Source organism: Streptomyces sp. NBC_00078, from assembly GCF_026343335.1.
GTDB lineage: Bacteria > Actinomycetota > Actinomycetes > Streptomycetales > Streptomycetaceae > Streptomyces.
Window position 1 is genome coordinate 3,353,063 of sequence record NZ_JAPELX010000001.1, and the last position, 13,278, is coordinate 3,366,340.

Annotated in this window: 13 protein-coding genes and 1 tRNA gene; 9 read left to right on the top strand and 5 right to left on the bottom strand. The window is 73.2% G+C overall.

Features of this window, described 5'->3' with window-relative positions; all coding sequences use genetic code 11:
* Nucleotides 1-4: 4 nt before the first annotated feature.
* Nucleotides 5-1,381, bottom strand: a complete 1,377-nt coding sequence (locus tag OOK07_RS15660) for a sensor histidine kinase (RefSeq protein WP_266797023.1) — start codon at nucleotides 1,379-1,381, stop codon at nucleotides 5-7.
* Nucleotides 1,378-2,091, bottom strand: a complete 714-nt coding sequence (locus OOK07_RS15665) for a response regulator transcription factor (protein ID WP_266797025.1) — start codon at nucleotides 2,089-2,091, stop codon at nucleotides 1,378-1,380. Before OOK07_RS15665 ends, OOK07_RS15660 begins: the two co-directional genes overlap by 4 nt.
* A gap of 111 nt (nucleotides 2,092-2,202) precedes the next feature.
* On the opposite strand from OOK07_RS15665, the gene OOK07_RS15670 reads away from it, so the two are divergent.
* A complete protein-coding gene (locus tag OOK07_RS15670) occupies nucleotides 2,203-2,718 on the top strand; it encodes a hypothetical protein (RefSeq protein ID WP_266797027.1) in 516 nt (171 codons plus the stop codon).
* Nucleotides 2,719-2,733: 15 nt separating this feature from the next.
* Here the strand turns inward: OOK07_RS15670 and OOK07_RS15675 are convergent, their stop codons facing one another.
* Complete coding sequence (locus OOK07_RS15675) at nucleotides 2,734-3,600, bottom strand: spermidine synthase (RefSeq protein WP_266797028.1); 867 nt, start codon at nucleotides 3,598-3,600, stop codon at nucleotides 2,734-2,736.
* Nucleotides 3,601-3,660: 60 nt separating this feature from the next.
* Nucleotides 3,661-4,113, bottom strand: coding sequence for a hypothetical protein (locus tag OOK07_RS15680; protein ID WP_266797029.1), 453 nt, complete (start codon nucleotides 4,111-4,113; stop codon nucleotides 3,661-3,663).
* A 274-nt stretch (nucleotides 4,114-4,387) separates the two neighbouring features.
* Here OOK07_RS15680 and OOK07_RS15685 point away from each other — a divergent pair, with 274 nt between their 5' ends.
* Nucleotides 4,388-5,836, top strand: a complete 1,449-nt coding sequence (locus tag OOK07_RS15685) for an NsdA family TPR-like regulatory protein (protein ID WP_266797030.1) — start codon at nucleotides 4,388-4,390, stop codon at nucleotides 5,834-5,836.
* Nucleotides 5,837-5,855: 19 nt separating this feature from the next.
* On the opposite strand, the gene OOK07_RS15690 is transcribed toward OOK07_RS15685, so the two are convergent.
* Nucleotides 5,856-6,452, bottom strand: coding sequence for a histidine phosphatase family protein (locus tag OOK07_RS15690; protein ID WP_266797031.1), 597 nt, complete (start codon nucleotides 6,450-6,452; stop codon nucleotides 5,856-5,858).
* A gap of 193 nt (nucleotides 6,453-6,645) precedes the next feature.
* Here OOK07_RS15690 and OOK07_RS15695 point away from each other — a divergent pair, with 193 nt between their 5' ends.
* The 7 genes from OOK07_RS15695 to OOK07_RS15725 all read left to right on the top strand — a co-directional run bounded on the left by OOK07_RS15695 (nucleotide 6,646) and on the right by OOK07_RS15725 (nucleotide 12,845).
* Nucleotides 6,646-7,593 carry a phosphatase PAP2 family protein gene (locus OOK07_RS15695; RefSeq protein ID WP_266797033.1) on the top strand — a complete coding sequence of 316 codons (948 nt, stop codon included), beginning with the start codon at nucleotides 6,646-6,648 and terminating at the stop codon, nucleotides 7,591-7,593.
* Nucleotides 7,544-8,674 carry a hypothetical protein gene (locus OOK07_RS15700; protein ID WP_266797034.1) on the top strand — a complete coding sequence of 377 codons (1,131 nt, stop codon included), beginning with the start codon at nucleotides 7,544-7,546 and terminating at the stop codon, nucleotides 8,672-8,674. Before OOK07_RS15695 ends, OOK07_RS15700 begins: the two co-directional genes overlap by 50 nt.
* Entirely contained in the window at nucleotides 8,665-10,254 is a 1,590-nt protein-coding gene (locus OOK07_RS15705) for an amino acid adenylation domain-containing protein (protein ID WP_266680688.1), read from the top strand. The genes OOK07_RS15700 and OOK07_RS15705 overlap by 10 nt, the downstream gene beginning before the upstream one ends.
* Nucleotides 10,251-11,588 (top strand): AAA domain-containing protein, encoded by a 1,338-nt coding sequence (locus OOK07_RS15710; RefSeq protein WP_266797036.1) that lies wholly within the window; start codon nucleotides 10,251-10,253, stop codon nucleotides 11,586-11,588. The genes OOK07_RS15705 and OOK07_RS15710 overlap by 4 nt, the downstream gene beginning before the upstream one ends.
* A 112-nt stretch (nucleotides 11,589-11,700) precedes the next feature.
* Nucleotides 11,701-12,066 (top strand): DUF8844 domain-containing protein, encoded by a 366-nt coding sequence (locus OOK07_RS15715; RefSeq protein WP_266680692.1) that lies wholly within the window; start codon nucleotides 11,701-11,703, stop codon nucleotides 12,064-12,066.
* 121 nt (nucleotides 12,067-12,187) lie between these two features.
* Nucleotides 12,188-12,781, top strand: coding sequence for a bifunctional DNA primase/polymerase (locus tag OOK07_RS15720; RefSeq protein WP_266680694.1), 594 nt, complete (start codon nucleotides 12,188-12,190; stop codon nucleotides 12,779-12,781).
* Nucleotides 12,772-12,845, top strand: a tRNA-Lys gene (locus tag OOK07_RS15725). The genes OOK07_RS15720 and OOK07_RS15725 overlap by 10 nt, the downstream gene beginning before the upstream one ends.
* Nucleotides 12,846-13,278: the final 433 nt, after the last annotated feature.

Genomic DNA, 13,278 nt, shown 5'->3' on the forward strand with positions numbered 1-13,278 from the left:
GCGGTCACCTGGCGAAGGCCTTCCTGCGGCGCCGTACCGACCGGTGCCCCCGCCCGCCGGGCGTCCGCTCCCGCCCGTCCAGCTGGATCCAGATCCGCACCTCGGTCCCGCCGAGGACCGACGACCCGATGCGCACGTCCCCGCCTGTCGACTCCGCGAGCCGGCGCACGATGTCCAGCCCGAGGCCGGTCGAACCGTCGCTGCCGGAGCCCCGGCCGCGCGCCATCGCCCGCTCCGGGTCGGGTATGCCCGGGCCGGCGTCCGAGACCAGCACGATCACCGCGTCCTCGCCGTTGTGCAGGTCGACCGCGAAGGCCGTGCCCTCGGTGGTGTGCCGGAACACATTGCCGAGCAGGCCGTCCAGTGCGGCCACGAGGTCCGCCCGGGCCACGGGTATGCGCACCGGCCGGTCGGCGCCGGCCACGCGCCACTTGCGGCCCTCGTCCTCCGCGAGTGCCGACCAGAACGCCATCCGCTCCCGGACCACCTCGGCCGCGTCGCATCCGGCACCGGGGCCGGCCGCCGCGGTCTGCGGTTTGGCGTCCCGGGCCGTGCGGATGATGGTGTCGACCTCGCGCTCCAGCTGGGCGACGGCGGCCCGGGTCTGGTCGGCGGCCGGCCCCTCACCCAGCGAGGCCGCGTTCAGTCGCAGCACGGTCAGCGGTGTACGCAGCCGGTGGGACAGATCGGCCGCCAGCTCCCGTTCGTTCGCGAGGAGTTGAACCACCTGGTCGGCCATGGAGTTGAAGGCGACGGCGGCCAGCCGCAGTTCGGCCGGCCCTTCCTCCGGCACTCTCGCACCCAGCTTGCCCTCCCCCAGCTCGTGCGCACCCTCGACCAGCTTCTGGGCGGGCTGCACCATCCGTACGCCCAGCCGGTCGGCGACCGCTACCGAGCCGACGATCAGCGCGACGCCGACCCCGGCGAGCACCGCCCAGGCCGTGCCGACGCCGTTGCTGACCTCGGACTCGGGGACGTACACCTCGACGACGGCGATCGAGCCGGAGCTGAGGGCGACCGGCTGCAGCAGGGTCGCGCCTCCGGCGACCTTGGTGGTGGAGGCCCGGCCCAGCTTGCGCACCGTCGCGATGTCCTCGTCGGCGGCGCGCTGCCGGCCGATGTCGGCGGCCGTCTGTGTGCCGGCCGCGGGTATGTGCACCGACATCCCGGAGTCCGAGCCCGCTGATGCCACGACCCGCTCCAGCTGGTCGCGTTCGGTGGTGATGGACAGTGCGGGGGCGACCGCGGCCGCCTGCCGCTCGGCGTTGGAGAACGCACGGTCCCGGGCCATCTCCTTGATGACGAGCCCGAGCGGCACCGCGAAGGCGACCACGACCATGGCGGTGACCGCCAGACAGACCCGGACCAGTGCCCATCTCATCGCGGCGGCCCCGATCCCTCGGCGGCTGGCGGCTCCAGCTTCACGCCGACGCCCCGCAGTGTGTGGAGATAGCGCGGCTGTGCCGCGGTCTCGCCCAGCTTCCGCCGCAGCCAGGACAGATGGACGTCGATGGTCTGGTCGTCGCCGTACGACTGCTGCCACACCTCGGCGAGCAGTTCCCTGCGTGGGACGACGACGCCCGGCCGGCCCGCCAGGAAGGCGAGCAGGTCGAACTCGCGGCGGGTGAGGTCGAGCCGGACGCCGTCCAGTTCGGCCTGGCGGCGCAGCGGGTCGACGGTGAGGCCGCCGACGCGCAGGACGGTGGAGGGCGGGGCGTCCGCGGGGGCGGACCGGGAGCGTCTCAGGACCGCGGCGATCCGTGCGGAGAGGTGCTCGACGGAGAAGGGCTTGGTCAGGTAGTCGTCCGCGCCCGCGTTCAGCAGCCGGACGATCTCTGTCTCGTCGTCCCGGGCGGTGGCGATGATCACCGGTACGTCGGTGATGCCGCGCAGCATCTTCAGGGCCTCGGACCCGTCCAGATCGGGCAGTCCGAGGTCCAGGATGACCACGTCGAAGGTGAAATGGGCGACCTCGCGCAGCGCCTCCAGCGCCGTCCCGACACTGCGCACGATGTGCGCGGCGTCCGTCAGGTGCCGGATCAGCGCCGAGCGTACGAACTGGTCGTCCTCGACCACGAGCACACTTGCCATGCGCGGCACCGTACGCCATGCGCAGGAGCCGCATCGGAGCCTGTGGACAACTCCGCTCATGTGGACAACGGGCGGGACACCAGTGGGACGCGTGAGGCAGTATGGCCCGCGATGCGCAGAGCCTTCGTACACGTACTGGCTTGGTCGCTCGCCACGGGCGCGGCGGTCACGCTGTCGTGGTGGGGCGTCCACACGGTCATGGCGGGCACGGCGTACGACCCGCCGCGCGCCCTGCCGATCACGGCGGCGGACGCGACCACCCAGCAGTCGAAGCCGCTGGCGTCGTCGACGAAGCGGCCCTCCCCGTCGGCGTCGAAGAGCGCGTCGCACAGGCCCTCTCCGGCCCCGGCCCGCACGCCGTCGACGACACCGACGGCCGGCCCCACCTCGACCCCCGCCTCGTCCGGCCAGGTCAAGGCCTACGGCACCGACGGCGGCCGCGTGGTGTTCGACCTGGGCACGACGGACGCGACGCTGGTGTCGGCGACGCCGGGGGCGGGCTGGTCGATGCAGGTCTGGAAGACGGAGACATGGATCCGGGTGGAGTTCAGCTCGGGTGCGGACCGGGTGTCGGTGTTCTGCACCTGGCACGACGGGCCGCCGCACGTGGAGATCGGGAACTACTGACCGCCTGGGTCCTGGCTAGCGGAACACCGAGGGCGGCGGCGCCGGGGAGGCGACCGCCGCAGCGTCCGTCACCGGGGCCGCCCCGCCGGTGAAGTCGACGAGCGCGCGCCCGTGTTCGACCCGGCCGGGGTGCGGGTCGGAGGCGGCGCCGCGGGTCAGTTCCGCGATCGGCAGCGGGGTGTCGGAGGCGACGAGGACCGCGTTGCCGAAGCGCTTGCCGCGCAGCACGGTCGGGTCGGCGAGCAGCGCGAGTTCGGGGAAGCGGGCGGCCGCCGTGGCGATCTGGCCGCGAAGATGGGCGAGCGGCGGCCCGTCGGCGATGTTGGCGGCGTACACGCCACCCGGTTTCAGGGCCCGGCGGACCTCGTCGAGGAATTCGGCCGAGGTGAGGTGGGCGGGGGTGCGGGCCCCGCTGAACACATCGGCGACGACGAGGTCGGCCCAGCCGTCGAGCACCTTGGCGAGCCCTTCGCGGGCGTCCACGGAACGTACCCGGATCCTGGCGTTCGGGTCCAACGGCAGCTCCCGGCGGACCAGTTGGACGAGCGCCGCGTCCCGCTCGACGACCTGCTGGGTGGAGCGGGGGCGGGTGGCGGCGACGTAGCGGGCGAGGGTGAGGGCTCCCCCGCCGAGGTGCACGGCGTGCACGGGTTTCCCGGCCGGCGCGACGAGGTCGATGACGTGCCCGAGCCGGCGCTGGTACTCGAAGGAGAGGTGGGAGGGGTCGTCGAGGTCGACGTGCGACTGCGGCGCCCCGTCGATCAGCAGCGTCCAGGCCCGCGCCCGCTCCGGGTCGGGCATCAGCTCGGCGAGGCCGCCGTCGACGGTCTCGACGACCGATTCGGCACCACCACCACGCCGGGACTTCCTGGTCTTTCCCACTGCGCCATTATCGGCAGCCCGGGACGGGCCCGCCTGCGCGGGGGTCGGCGCGGCCTCGGCTCAGCGGCAGCTGTCCGCGGCCTTGATGATCCGTGCCGCCTCGCCGAGCGCGGCACGCAGGACTGCCGGATCGGTGGCGAGGTCGGCCTCGCCGGGCGGGAGCAGCCAGTCCGAGCCCTCCACGGGCGGCTCGGGATTCAGGCGCAGACCGCGACCGTCGGTCTCCGTACAGGTGCTGCCCGGGACGTCCCAGGCGGCGGCCGTGCCGGGCGGGACCAGAAAGCCCAGGGTGGTGCAGCCGTCGTCGTGCAGGACGGGACCGACGGCGTCGCCCGTCCCGCGCCGCAGGATGTCGACCGCCTCAAGCCCCTGCCGCGTGGGCACGGTGACGAGATCGCACGCGCCGCCGGTGAGAGGCGGCTCGCTGCGCTCCGGGGTCGGGGCATGCGCCACCGTCGTCGACGGCGTACGAGCAACGACGCTCTGGCTGGTCTCCATCCCTGCCTCCACCACGGAACCCCTCCTTGAACGAAGCGGGTCGGGAGTTCGGGCGGCTCCCGGTCCGCCGGGTTCAACGCGTCGCCGCGTCAACGGCTACGGCGGAAGTCAGCCACAAAGGATGGCAGTTCATGGCAGATCCAGTATGAGATATCCGGTTTGTAGCCAAACCCTGCGTGGCGGGTCGTGCACAGCAGGTACGTTCTTGCTCCGCCGGAGACAGGGCGCTACACGGACAACTCATCCTGATTCCGGCATGGTTCGACGGTTCGCACGAGAGGACCCGGCCATGACGTCGTCCAAGCTGACCTCGTCTCAGCCCACGCCCCCACGGCCATCGCGGCCGAACCTCGTCTTCCGGCAGTTGCGCGGACAGCGCTCGCCGGCCGAGTTCGCCGCGGCGGTCCGACGGGCCGCGCGCGAGATCGGGGAGCGGGTCAGCTGCGACGCGCGCTACGTCGGCCGGGTCGAGGCGGGCGAGATCCGCTGCCCCAACTACGCATACGAACGGGTGTTCCTGCATATGTTCCCCGGCCGCACACTCACCGACCTGGGCTTCGCGTCCCGCGCGTCCGTACGCGGACGCCGGGCGCATGCCCCCAGTGAGATGCAGGGGCCGTACGAGCCGTATGAGACGCAGAACCGGCAGGAACCTCAGGACCCGTACGACCCGCACGAACATCACGAGAGCCATGAGTTTCACGAGAACCACGAGGAGAGCGACGTGCTGCGTCGCGCATTCATGACCGGCGGTGGCGCCACGGTGGCCGCCGCCTCACTGGGCCCGATCGGGCTCGCCTTCGACGCCGCGGCGGCGGGGCGTCCCGTCCGCCGCCCCGGTACGAACGACGCGTACGCGCTCGAAGAGGCCGTCCGCAGAATCCGGCTGCTCGACGACCGGCACGGCGCGGACGGGCTCTACCGGCGCGCGTCGGCCCCGTTGCGCGCCGCCTACGCGCTGCTGGACGCGGGCGTGACCCGTCAGGCGACCGCCGACCGTCTCCACTCCGGCGCCGGTGAACTCGCCATCTCCGTGGGCTGGCTGGCGCACGACTCGGGGCGCTTCGACGACGCGCGCTCGCACTACGCGGAGGCGCTCGCGACCGCCCGGATGACCGGCGACGACGCCCTGGAAGCGCATGCCTTCTGCAACACGGCGTTCCTCGCGCGCGACGCCGGGCGCCCCCGCGAGGCGGTACGGGCCGCGCAGGCCGCGCAACGCGTCGCGCACCCCCTCGGATCTCCCCGTCTGATGTCGCTGCTCGCGCTGCGCGAGGCGGGCGGCTGGGCGGGACTGGCCGACCGCACCGGCTGCGAACAGGCACTCATCCGCGCCCAGACCTTCTATCAGCGGGGGCCCACGGAGGCCGATCCCGAGTGGATGAGCTTCTACGGAGAGGCCGAACTGGAGGGCCTGGAGGCGCAGTGCTGGTCGACGCTGGGCGACTGGCCGCGGGCCGCCCGCCACGCCCGCCGTGCGGCGCGGCTCCAGAATCCGCACTTCACCCGCAACATCGCCCTGTACACGGCCGAACTGGCCGACGACCTGGCGCGAGGCGGCCGCCCCGACGAGGCGGCTGCGGCCGGCATGCGGGTGCTGGATCTGCTGGACCAGGTCCAGTCGTCACGGATCCAGACCATGCTGGCGGGCACGGCACGCGTACTGCTGCCGCACCGGCGTGCGTGCGGGGTGTCGGGGTTCCTGGAGCGGCACGCCTCCGTGCCGCGTACGGCATGAGCGGTCCGCGGCGGCGGGGTCAGCCCGCGAGGTGCCCGAGGTCGTTCCAGCTCTCGACGGCCGGCTCGCCGTAGGCCCATCCGAGCACCGACAGGGATGTCGGGTTGAGCCGGATCCGGGCCGCGAATTCCAGCGGCAGACCCAGCCACCGTGCCCCGATGGACCGCAGGATGTGCCCGTGCGCGAACACGAGCACGTCGCGCTCCGCCTCGCGCGCCCAGGCCACCACCTCGTCGGCCCGGGCGCTCACCTCGGCGAGCGACTCGCCCTCGGGGACACCGTCCCGCCAGATCAGCCAGCCGGGCCTGACGGTCTGGATGTCCTCGGGCGTCATGCCCTCGTACGCCCCGTAGTCCCACTCCATCAGCGTGTCCCAGACGGCCGCCCGCTCCCCGAACCCGGCCAGTTCGCACGTCTCACGCGCGCGTGCCAGCGGGCTGGTGCGCACCTCGACGCCCGGGAGCCCCTCCAAGGGCGCCCGGTGCAGCCGCTCGCCGAGCAGCTTGGCGCCGCGCCGGCCCTCCTCCAGCAACGGCACGTCGGTCCTGCCGGTGTGCTTGCCGGACAGCGACCACTCGGTCTGTCCGTGCCGGGCCAGCAGGATGCGCGGTGCCATGGGAGAAGGAACCTTTCCGGAAGAGATCGCAGGCGGAACCCTTCCATCATCGCGCACCCCGTGCGGGGGCAACCCGGGGGGCGATCTCTGCGTCTTTGAGGTCCGGGGCGCCCGAAGCGGGCGCGCACGTACGCCGTAAAGTGGCACGACCGGGCCTGTGGGCGCCGCGCGCGAATGAAGGGGAGGCGATCGGATGCCGAAGACCGAGACGACACCAGGCATCGAGGCAGCAACCCCGCGGACCCGCCTGCGCTGGTGGACCGAGTTGCCACTGATACTTCTGGTGTACGCGTGCTACTCGGCCGGCCGGCTCCTCGCCCGCGGCGACACCGACGGCGCCGTCGGCCACGGCCTGTCGATCCTGCGGATCGAGAAGGTCCTGCACATCAACGCCGAGCACCCGCTGAACCGGCTCTTCACGCACGAGGCGTGGCTCGGTGTCCCGGCCGACTTCTGGTACGCGTCACTGCACTACCTGGTCACGCCCGCCCTCCTCATCTGGCTGTTCCGGTCCCGCGCCGTGCACTACCGCGCCGCCCGCACCTGGCTGATGACGTCCACCTTCATAGGCCTGATCGGCTTCACCCTGCTGCCGACCTGCCCACCGCGCCTGCTGTCGGCGGGCCACGGCTTCGTCGACACGATGGCCCAGTACAGCTCGTACGGCTGGTGGGGCGGCGAGGCCAGCGCCCCGCGCGGCCTCGGGGGCATGACGAACCAGTACGCGGCCATGCCGAGCCTGCACGTGGGCTGGGCGCTGTGGTGCGGGGTCATGCTGTGGCGGTACGGCAGGACGCCCGCGACGAAGGTCGCCGCCGTCGCCTACCCGCTGCTGACCACGATCGTGGTCATGGGCACCGCGAACCACTACTTCCTCGACGCGGTCGCGGGTGCGGCCGTGATGGGCGTCGGGCTGGTCCTGACGCCGTACGTGATGCGCGGCGCTGACCGGGTCCGGGCGCGGATCTCGTTCGGCTCAGGGCGCTCCCAGGTCGCAGGTTCCTCAATTGTCAGTGCCGGATGCCAGACTTCCGCGGGTGAGCGAATTCCACGGCAGCGCGAGTCCCGGATCGGATCCGGAGCCGAACCGGGTGCCTCTCCCACGGACGCGGGGGAAGGCGCTCCGGCAGCGGCTCGCTGAGCTGCGCGGTCCCGACGTACCGGCCAAGGCGCTGGACGCGCGCGCCCTCGCGGCGCTCGCCGCCAACCCGGGCTGCAGGAGGCGCGCGATCCTGGACGGCGCCGGGGTGAACAAGGCCACACTGGCGAGCGCGTTGGGCTCCCCGTCGGCCTTCGGGCAGTCGCAGTTCGCGCTCACCCGGGGCAACGCGTTCGAGGCGAAGGTCAAGGCCGACGGCGGCGCGGAGCTGCTCAGGCTGGTGCACGAGAAGCTGGACCGGCGCGCCGATCCGCCCCACGAGGCGCAGGTGCCCGACCTCCTGGCCACCGGCCCCGAGGGCCGCGCGGCTCGCACCGCGCTGGCACTGCGCGAGGCCACCGCGGCCCCCGGCAGCTGGACCCTGCTCGACCATCCGATGCTCGCCCTCGACGTCGCGGGCTCCCCCGCGTTCCTGGAGCCGGACGCCGTGGTCGTGCACCCCGACGGCAGCTGGACGGTCGTCGAGATCAAGTCCTTCCCGATGCTGGACGGCGCCGCGGACCCGGCGAAGGTGGGCGCGGCCGCACGACAGGCGGCGGTGTACGTGCTGGCCCTGGAGGAGGTCGCCGCCCGCCTCGACCCGGCGCCCCGGGTGCGCCACCGGATCCTGCTCGTCTGTCCCAAGGACTTCTCCAACCTGCCCACCGCCTCGGCCGTCGACGTGCGCAAGCAGCGCGCGGTCACCGGCCGCCAGCTGGCCCGCCTCACCCGCATCGAGGACATCGCCGACACGCTCCCCGAGGGCACCTGTTTCTCTCCGGAGCTGCCCACCGCCGAGCTGACGTCCGCCGTGGAGTCGGTCCCGGCGACGTACGCGCCCGAGTGCCTGTCCGCCTGCGAGCTGGCCTTCCACTGCCGTGACCGCTCCCGCGCGGCCGGCGCGGTGACCTCCCTGGGCCGCTCGGTCCGCGCCGAACTGGGCGGCCTGTCGACGGTCGGGGACGTCCTCGCCGCGGCCCGCGGCGAGAGCGGCGACCCCAAGGACCCGGCGGTGGCGGCCCTGCGCAGAGCGGCGCACCTGCGTGCGCAGGCCCTCGGCCAGGAGGTCACCCCATGTCGCTGATCTCCACTCTCGGCCGGCTGGAGGCCGTGCGCACCGGCCACGCCCAGCCCGCCGCCACCGTCCGGCACCGGCACCTGTCCGAGCGGCCCCTGGTCTTCGTGCCGCTCACCACCGCGGGCGAGGCCGGTGCCCCGCTCGGCGCTCTGGTGGGCACCGACCGGGACGCGCCGCGTCTGCTGGCCGTGCCGCAGCCGCGCGACCGCGACCTCAGGTTCGCGTTCCTGGCCGAGCTGGCCGACGTCGTCCTGCCGTATCTCGACGCGTACACGGACGACGTGGAGGCCGCCGAGCGGAGCGAGACGGACCCGGAGACCGGCAAGCGGGTCAAGGTCGAGGTCGAACTGTGCGCGGACGCCCCGCAGTTGATAGTCCCGAGCCGGGCGGGCGTCGACTTCGTACGACTGCTCGGCCGCTCCATGCGCTTCAGGCGTACGGCGGAACAGGACCCGGAGACCCCGTATCCCGCGCCCCCGCGCGTGCCGCTGCTGGGCCGCTGGCTGACGCACTTCGGGGAGCGAGCCCGCGTCCCCGGCTCCTCCCTCCTGCTGGCGATGACGGACGTCCTGGCCCGGCACTGGGCGAGTGGCCAGTCCACTCTGGAGGACCAGCACCTGGGCGCACTGCTCGCCTGGATCGCCCCGCCGGAGGGCTCGACGGGCGCCGATGCGGCGCTCGCGGCCGAACTCGCCCGCGACGCCCGGGGCCAGCTGCTGTGCCCGCCCGCCGGACCGGCCACCGACCCGGCGTTCGACAACAAGCTGCTCGCCCCCGCCATCGAGCGCCACGACCGCGCGCGTACCGCCCTCGCCGCCGCCGAGGACGGTCTGGAGGCGGACGACCGGCTCGGTGAACTCACCACCGCCGAGCGGGACATCCGCGACCTGGTGCTGAGCCGCACCCTGCCGACCTGGGAGAAGGTCTGGCAGGGCCTCGACCTGCTGCGGGCGCTGCCGAACGGGGCGCATGTCGAGGAGCGGTGGACGCGCGACCGCTGGTCGTTCACCGGCCACCGCGACCGGATCGTCGCGGGCGAGCCCCCGCAGCCGCGCCGCGACGACGCGGTCACCGCGGCGGGCAAGCTGGCCGCACGCGAGCGCGAGCAGGCGCGGCTGGAGGCCCAGGAGGCCCTCGACGACCCGCTGGTGATGGCGGGACGGCGGCTGTCCGGGGAGGCGTTCGCCGGGGAGGTGACGGATGTCGTGATGGCGTACAGCGAGGGCAAGCGGCCCAGCCCGCGCCCCCTGGTCACCGTACGGACCGAGGACCTTCCGCACCTGGGCGAGCGGGCCAGGGTGTACCGCTCGCTGGGCGGCAAGCCGCAGTCGGCGGAGTTCGTCGGACGGGAGGCGGACGATCTGCTCGTCCTGCGCATCGTCGACAAGATGGGCCGCGGCAAGGTGCCCGAGTCCGGCTCGGTGCCCGAGAAGGGCGACCTGCTCTGCTTCACGACCTTCGAGCACGAGCAGCGCGGCGGCCCGAAACTGCCCGACCCGGAGGAGACACCGTGGACCCACGGCGGGCCGCCGGGCGAAGCCGTTCACGAGACCGCCGACCCCCCGACCGCCGAGGACGTCCTGTGACCGCCGCCTTCGATCCCGGTGCCCTGGCCGGCGAGGCCACCGACGCCATCCTCCGCGACACCCTGCACGGCACCCATCGCGGCGTGGTCGTGGACTCGCCGCCCGGCGCCGGCAAGTCCACGCTCGTCGTCCGCGCGGCCCTCGAACTGGCCGACGCGGGACGCCCGTTGATGATCGTGGCCCAGACGAACGCACAGGTCGACGACCTCGTGCTGAGGCTCGCGGAGAAGAGCCCGCAGCTCCCCGTGGGCCGCCTGCACAGCAGCGAGACCGACCCGTACGACAAGGCGCTCGACGACCTGCCCAACATACGCAAGTCGGCGAAGGCGGGAGAGCTGAGCGGCCTCTCGGTCGTCGTGTCCACGTCCGCGAAGTGGGCGCATGTGAAGGTCGACGAGCCGTGGCGGCACGCGATCGTCGACGAGGCGTACCAGATGCGCTCGGACTCGCTACTGGCCGTGGCCGGACTGTTCGAGCGGGCGCTGTTCGTGGGCGACCCGGGCCAGCTCGACCCCTTCTCCATCGTGGGCAGCGAGCAGTGGGCGGGCCTGTCGTACGACCCCTCCGCCTCCGCCGTGACCACCCTTCTGGCCCACAACCCCGAGCTGCCGCAACACCGCCTCCCAGTGTCCTGGCGCCTCCCGGCCTCGGCCGCGCCCCTGGTCTCGGACGCCTTCTACCCGTACACCCCCTTCCGCAGCGGCACGGACCACGGCGACCGCCGTCTCGCCTTCGCCGTCCCGTCCGACGGTTCGGGTCCCGACCAGGTGATCGACGAGGCCGCGGAGTCCGGCTGGGGCCTGCTGGAGCTGCCCGCACGGCACACCCCGAGGACGGACCCGGAGGCGGTACGGGCGGTGGCCATGGTCGTACGACGGCTGCTGGACCGGGGCGGCGCGGCGACATCGGAGCGCGCACCCGAGGAGCCCCTGCCGCTCACCCCCGACCGGATCGCCGTCGGCACGGCCCACCGCGACCAGGCGGCGGCCGTCCGCGCGGCACTGGCGGAACTGGGCGTCACGGACGTCACCGTCGACACCGCGAACCGCCTCCAGGGCCGCGAGTACGACGTGACGGTCGTCCTCCACCCTCTTTCCGGCCGTCCCGACGCCACCGCCTTCCACCTGGAGACGGGCCGCCTCTGTGTCCTCGCCTCCCGCCACCGCCACGCGTGCATCGTGGTCTGCCGGGCGGGCGTGAGCGAGCTGCTGGACGACTACCCGTCGACGGAGCCGGTCCAGCTGGGAACGCTCGTGAAGTTCCCCGACGGATGGGAGGCGAACCACGCGGTGCTGGCGCAACTCGGGGAACATCGCGTGGTGTGGACGCCTTGAGCGTGCGGAGGCCGAGGCCTTCGTGCTCCGCGGCCCACTTGCGCGGGCGCGGGACAATGGACGGTGGCCCGCTCTTGGACGGGCCGGACGCGACGTACGAGGAGGAGAAGACATGGCGGAGCCCACGCCGCGTCGGAACGAACCGCGGCTACGCCCCGCGCCCCTGCTGTTCGAGCCCGCGGAGGCGGCCTCCGACCCGGAGCACTTCTTCGACCTGGAGTCGATCGACGATCCACGGGCGCTGCTGGCCCGTGCGACGGAGCTGACGCACGCGTTCCGTGCGGCGGCCGACCGTGCGGTGGAGTTCCAGGCGATGGCGGCCGCCCAGCTGGCGGACCCCAGGCGCTTCGACCGGCTGACGTCGGCGGACATCGCGGAACGGGCCGAGTGGACCGAGGACTATGCCAAGAAGATGGTGGAGTTCGGACGCGACCTGATGAGCGGGGCCGAAGGCCGGGGCTCCGCGGACCCGGTCTGAACACACGCCACTTCACTGTGGCATATGCCAGGCGGGCAAGATACTCCCTCCTCCTCCCGCCTGTCCCGATTTCCGGCAACTCTCGGGAGCGGCGCGTTCACAGCCGGTAGATATGGATGTCATGAGCAGCGAACGCATGGATCCGTTCTCCGACCGCTTCGACGTCTCGGGAGTCACCGCGGACGGAGCCGCCTGGCTCGCCTCGGCGGGAACGTATCCGCGAAGCATGCTCACCCTCTGGAAGGAGCGCCCGGACGCCCCGGTCGTGCTCCCCTGCGGCTCCGCCTTCGACGTCGTCAGCACGCCCGCGGTCTTCGGCCGCCGGATGGTCGACCGGCTGTGGGACGAGGGGCCCGGTTCGGGCCCGGTGGCGACGTTCCGGGGACGCATGCTGCTGTTCGCCGCGCCCGGCACGGCCCAGCGGCTGCCCTCCCTGCTGCGCTGGGAGGAGGTCGGCCGTACGGCGGCGATCCCGCCCCTGCTGTGCCACGGCAACGGCGACGCGGTGACCGTCCCGGCCCTCCTCTCCGCCGGCCGGCCGACCTCCTGCGACTCCCGCTGGCTCGTCGCCCCCGACACCCGGCACCCCTGGCTGCCGGGCCCCGAAATCCTGCTCTGGGCAGCCGTCCGGGCGGCCCGCGCCGCCGTGCGGATATCGATTTTTCCCCCGGCCGATCAGGATGCTAAGGTCTACGACGTCAGCAGGCGCCGCTAGCTCAGTTGGTTAGAGCAGCTGACTCTTAATCAGCGGGTCCGGGGTTCGAGTCCCTGGCGGCGCACGTTGGCGATGGCGAGGCATGTTCGCGGAGAGCGCGAACCGGCCTCGCCATCGTTGTTTTTGCGCGGCTTCGCCGCGCGTGGTGGGGGCTTTGCCACCCACACTCCCCAACCCCGTCGGCCGACGTGGGCGTCGACTCGGGGACTCTGCGACGGAGTGGGGCCCCTTGGCGGGTGCGCCGAGGAGTACTGGGGGGCGGGGCCAGGCCTGTCCTGGCAGGGGCTCATGCTCACCGGGGAGGCGGCCCATCATGCCGCGGGCCGCCGCTCACCCCAGATGCGGACCCGTCGCGGCCACGGACCCGCACCCACCATGAACGCGGAGACGCGTCTCGGCTGCGGGCCCGCACACCCTGGACGCGGGCCCGTCGTGACCCGCCTGCGCCGGCTGTGGACGTGGGCTCCCGCTTGCCGTGGAGGTCGACCCGCCTTGGG

What these genes read in the sequence shown, in the direction of transcription:
- OOK07_RS15660 (WP_266797023.1), bottom strand. Translation starts at nt 1,381, where the DNA reads ATGAGATGGGCACTGGTCCGGGTCTGTCTGGCGGTCACCGCCATGGTC.
- OOK07_RS15665 (WP_266797025.1), bottom strand. Translation starts at nt 2,091, where the DNA reads ATGGCAAGTGTGCTCGTGGTCGAGGACGACCAGTTCGTACGCTCGGCG.
- OOK07_RS15670 (WP_266797027.1), top strand. Translation starts at nt 2,203, where the DNA reads ATGCGCAGAGCCTTCGTACACGTACTGGCTTGGTCGCTCGCCACGGGC.
- OOK07_RS15685 (WP_266797030.1), top strand. Translation starts at nt 4,388, where the DNA reads ATGACGTCGTCCAAGCTGACCTCGTCTCAGCCCACGCCCCCACGGCCA.
- OOK07_RS15690 (WP_266797031.1), bottom strand. Translation starts at nt 6,452, where the DNA reads ATGGCACCGCGCATCCTGCTGGCCCGGCACGGACAGACCGAGTGGTCG.
- OOK07_RS15695 (WP_266797033.1), top strand. Translation starts at nt 6,646, where the DNA reads ATGCCGAAGACCGAGACGACACCAGGCATCGAGGCAGCAACCCCGCGG.
- OOK07_RS15705 (WP_266680688.1), top strand. Translation starts at nt 8,665, where the DNA reads ATGTCGCTGATCTCCACTCTCGGCCGGCTGGAGGCCGTGCGCACCGGC.
- OOK07_RS15715 (WP_266680692.1), top strand. Translation starts at nt 11,701, where the DNA reads ATGGCGGAGCCCACGCCGCGTCGGAACGAACCGCGGCTACGCCCCGCG.
- OOK07_RS15720 (WP_266680694.1), top strand. Translation starts at nt 12,188, where the DNA reads ATGAGCAGCGAACGCATGGATCCGTTCTCCGACCGCTTCGACGTCTCG.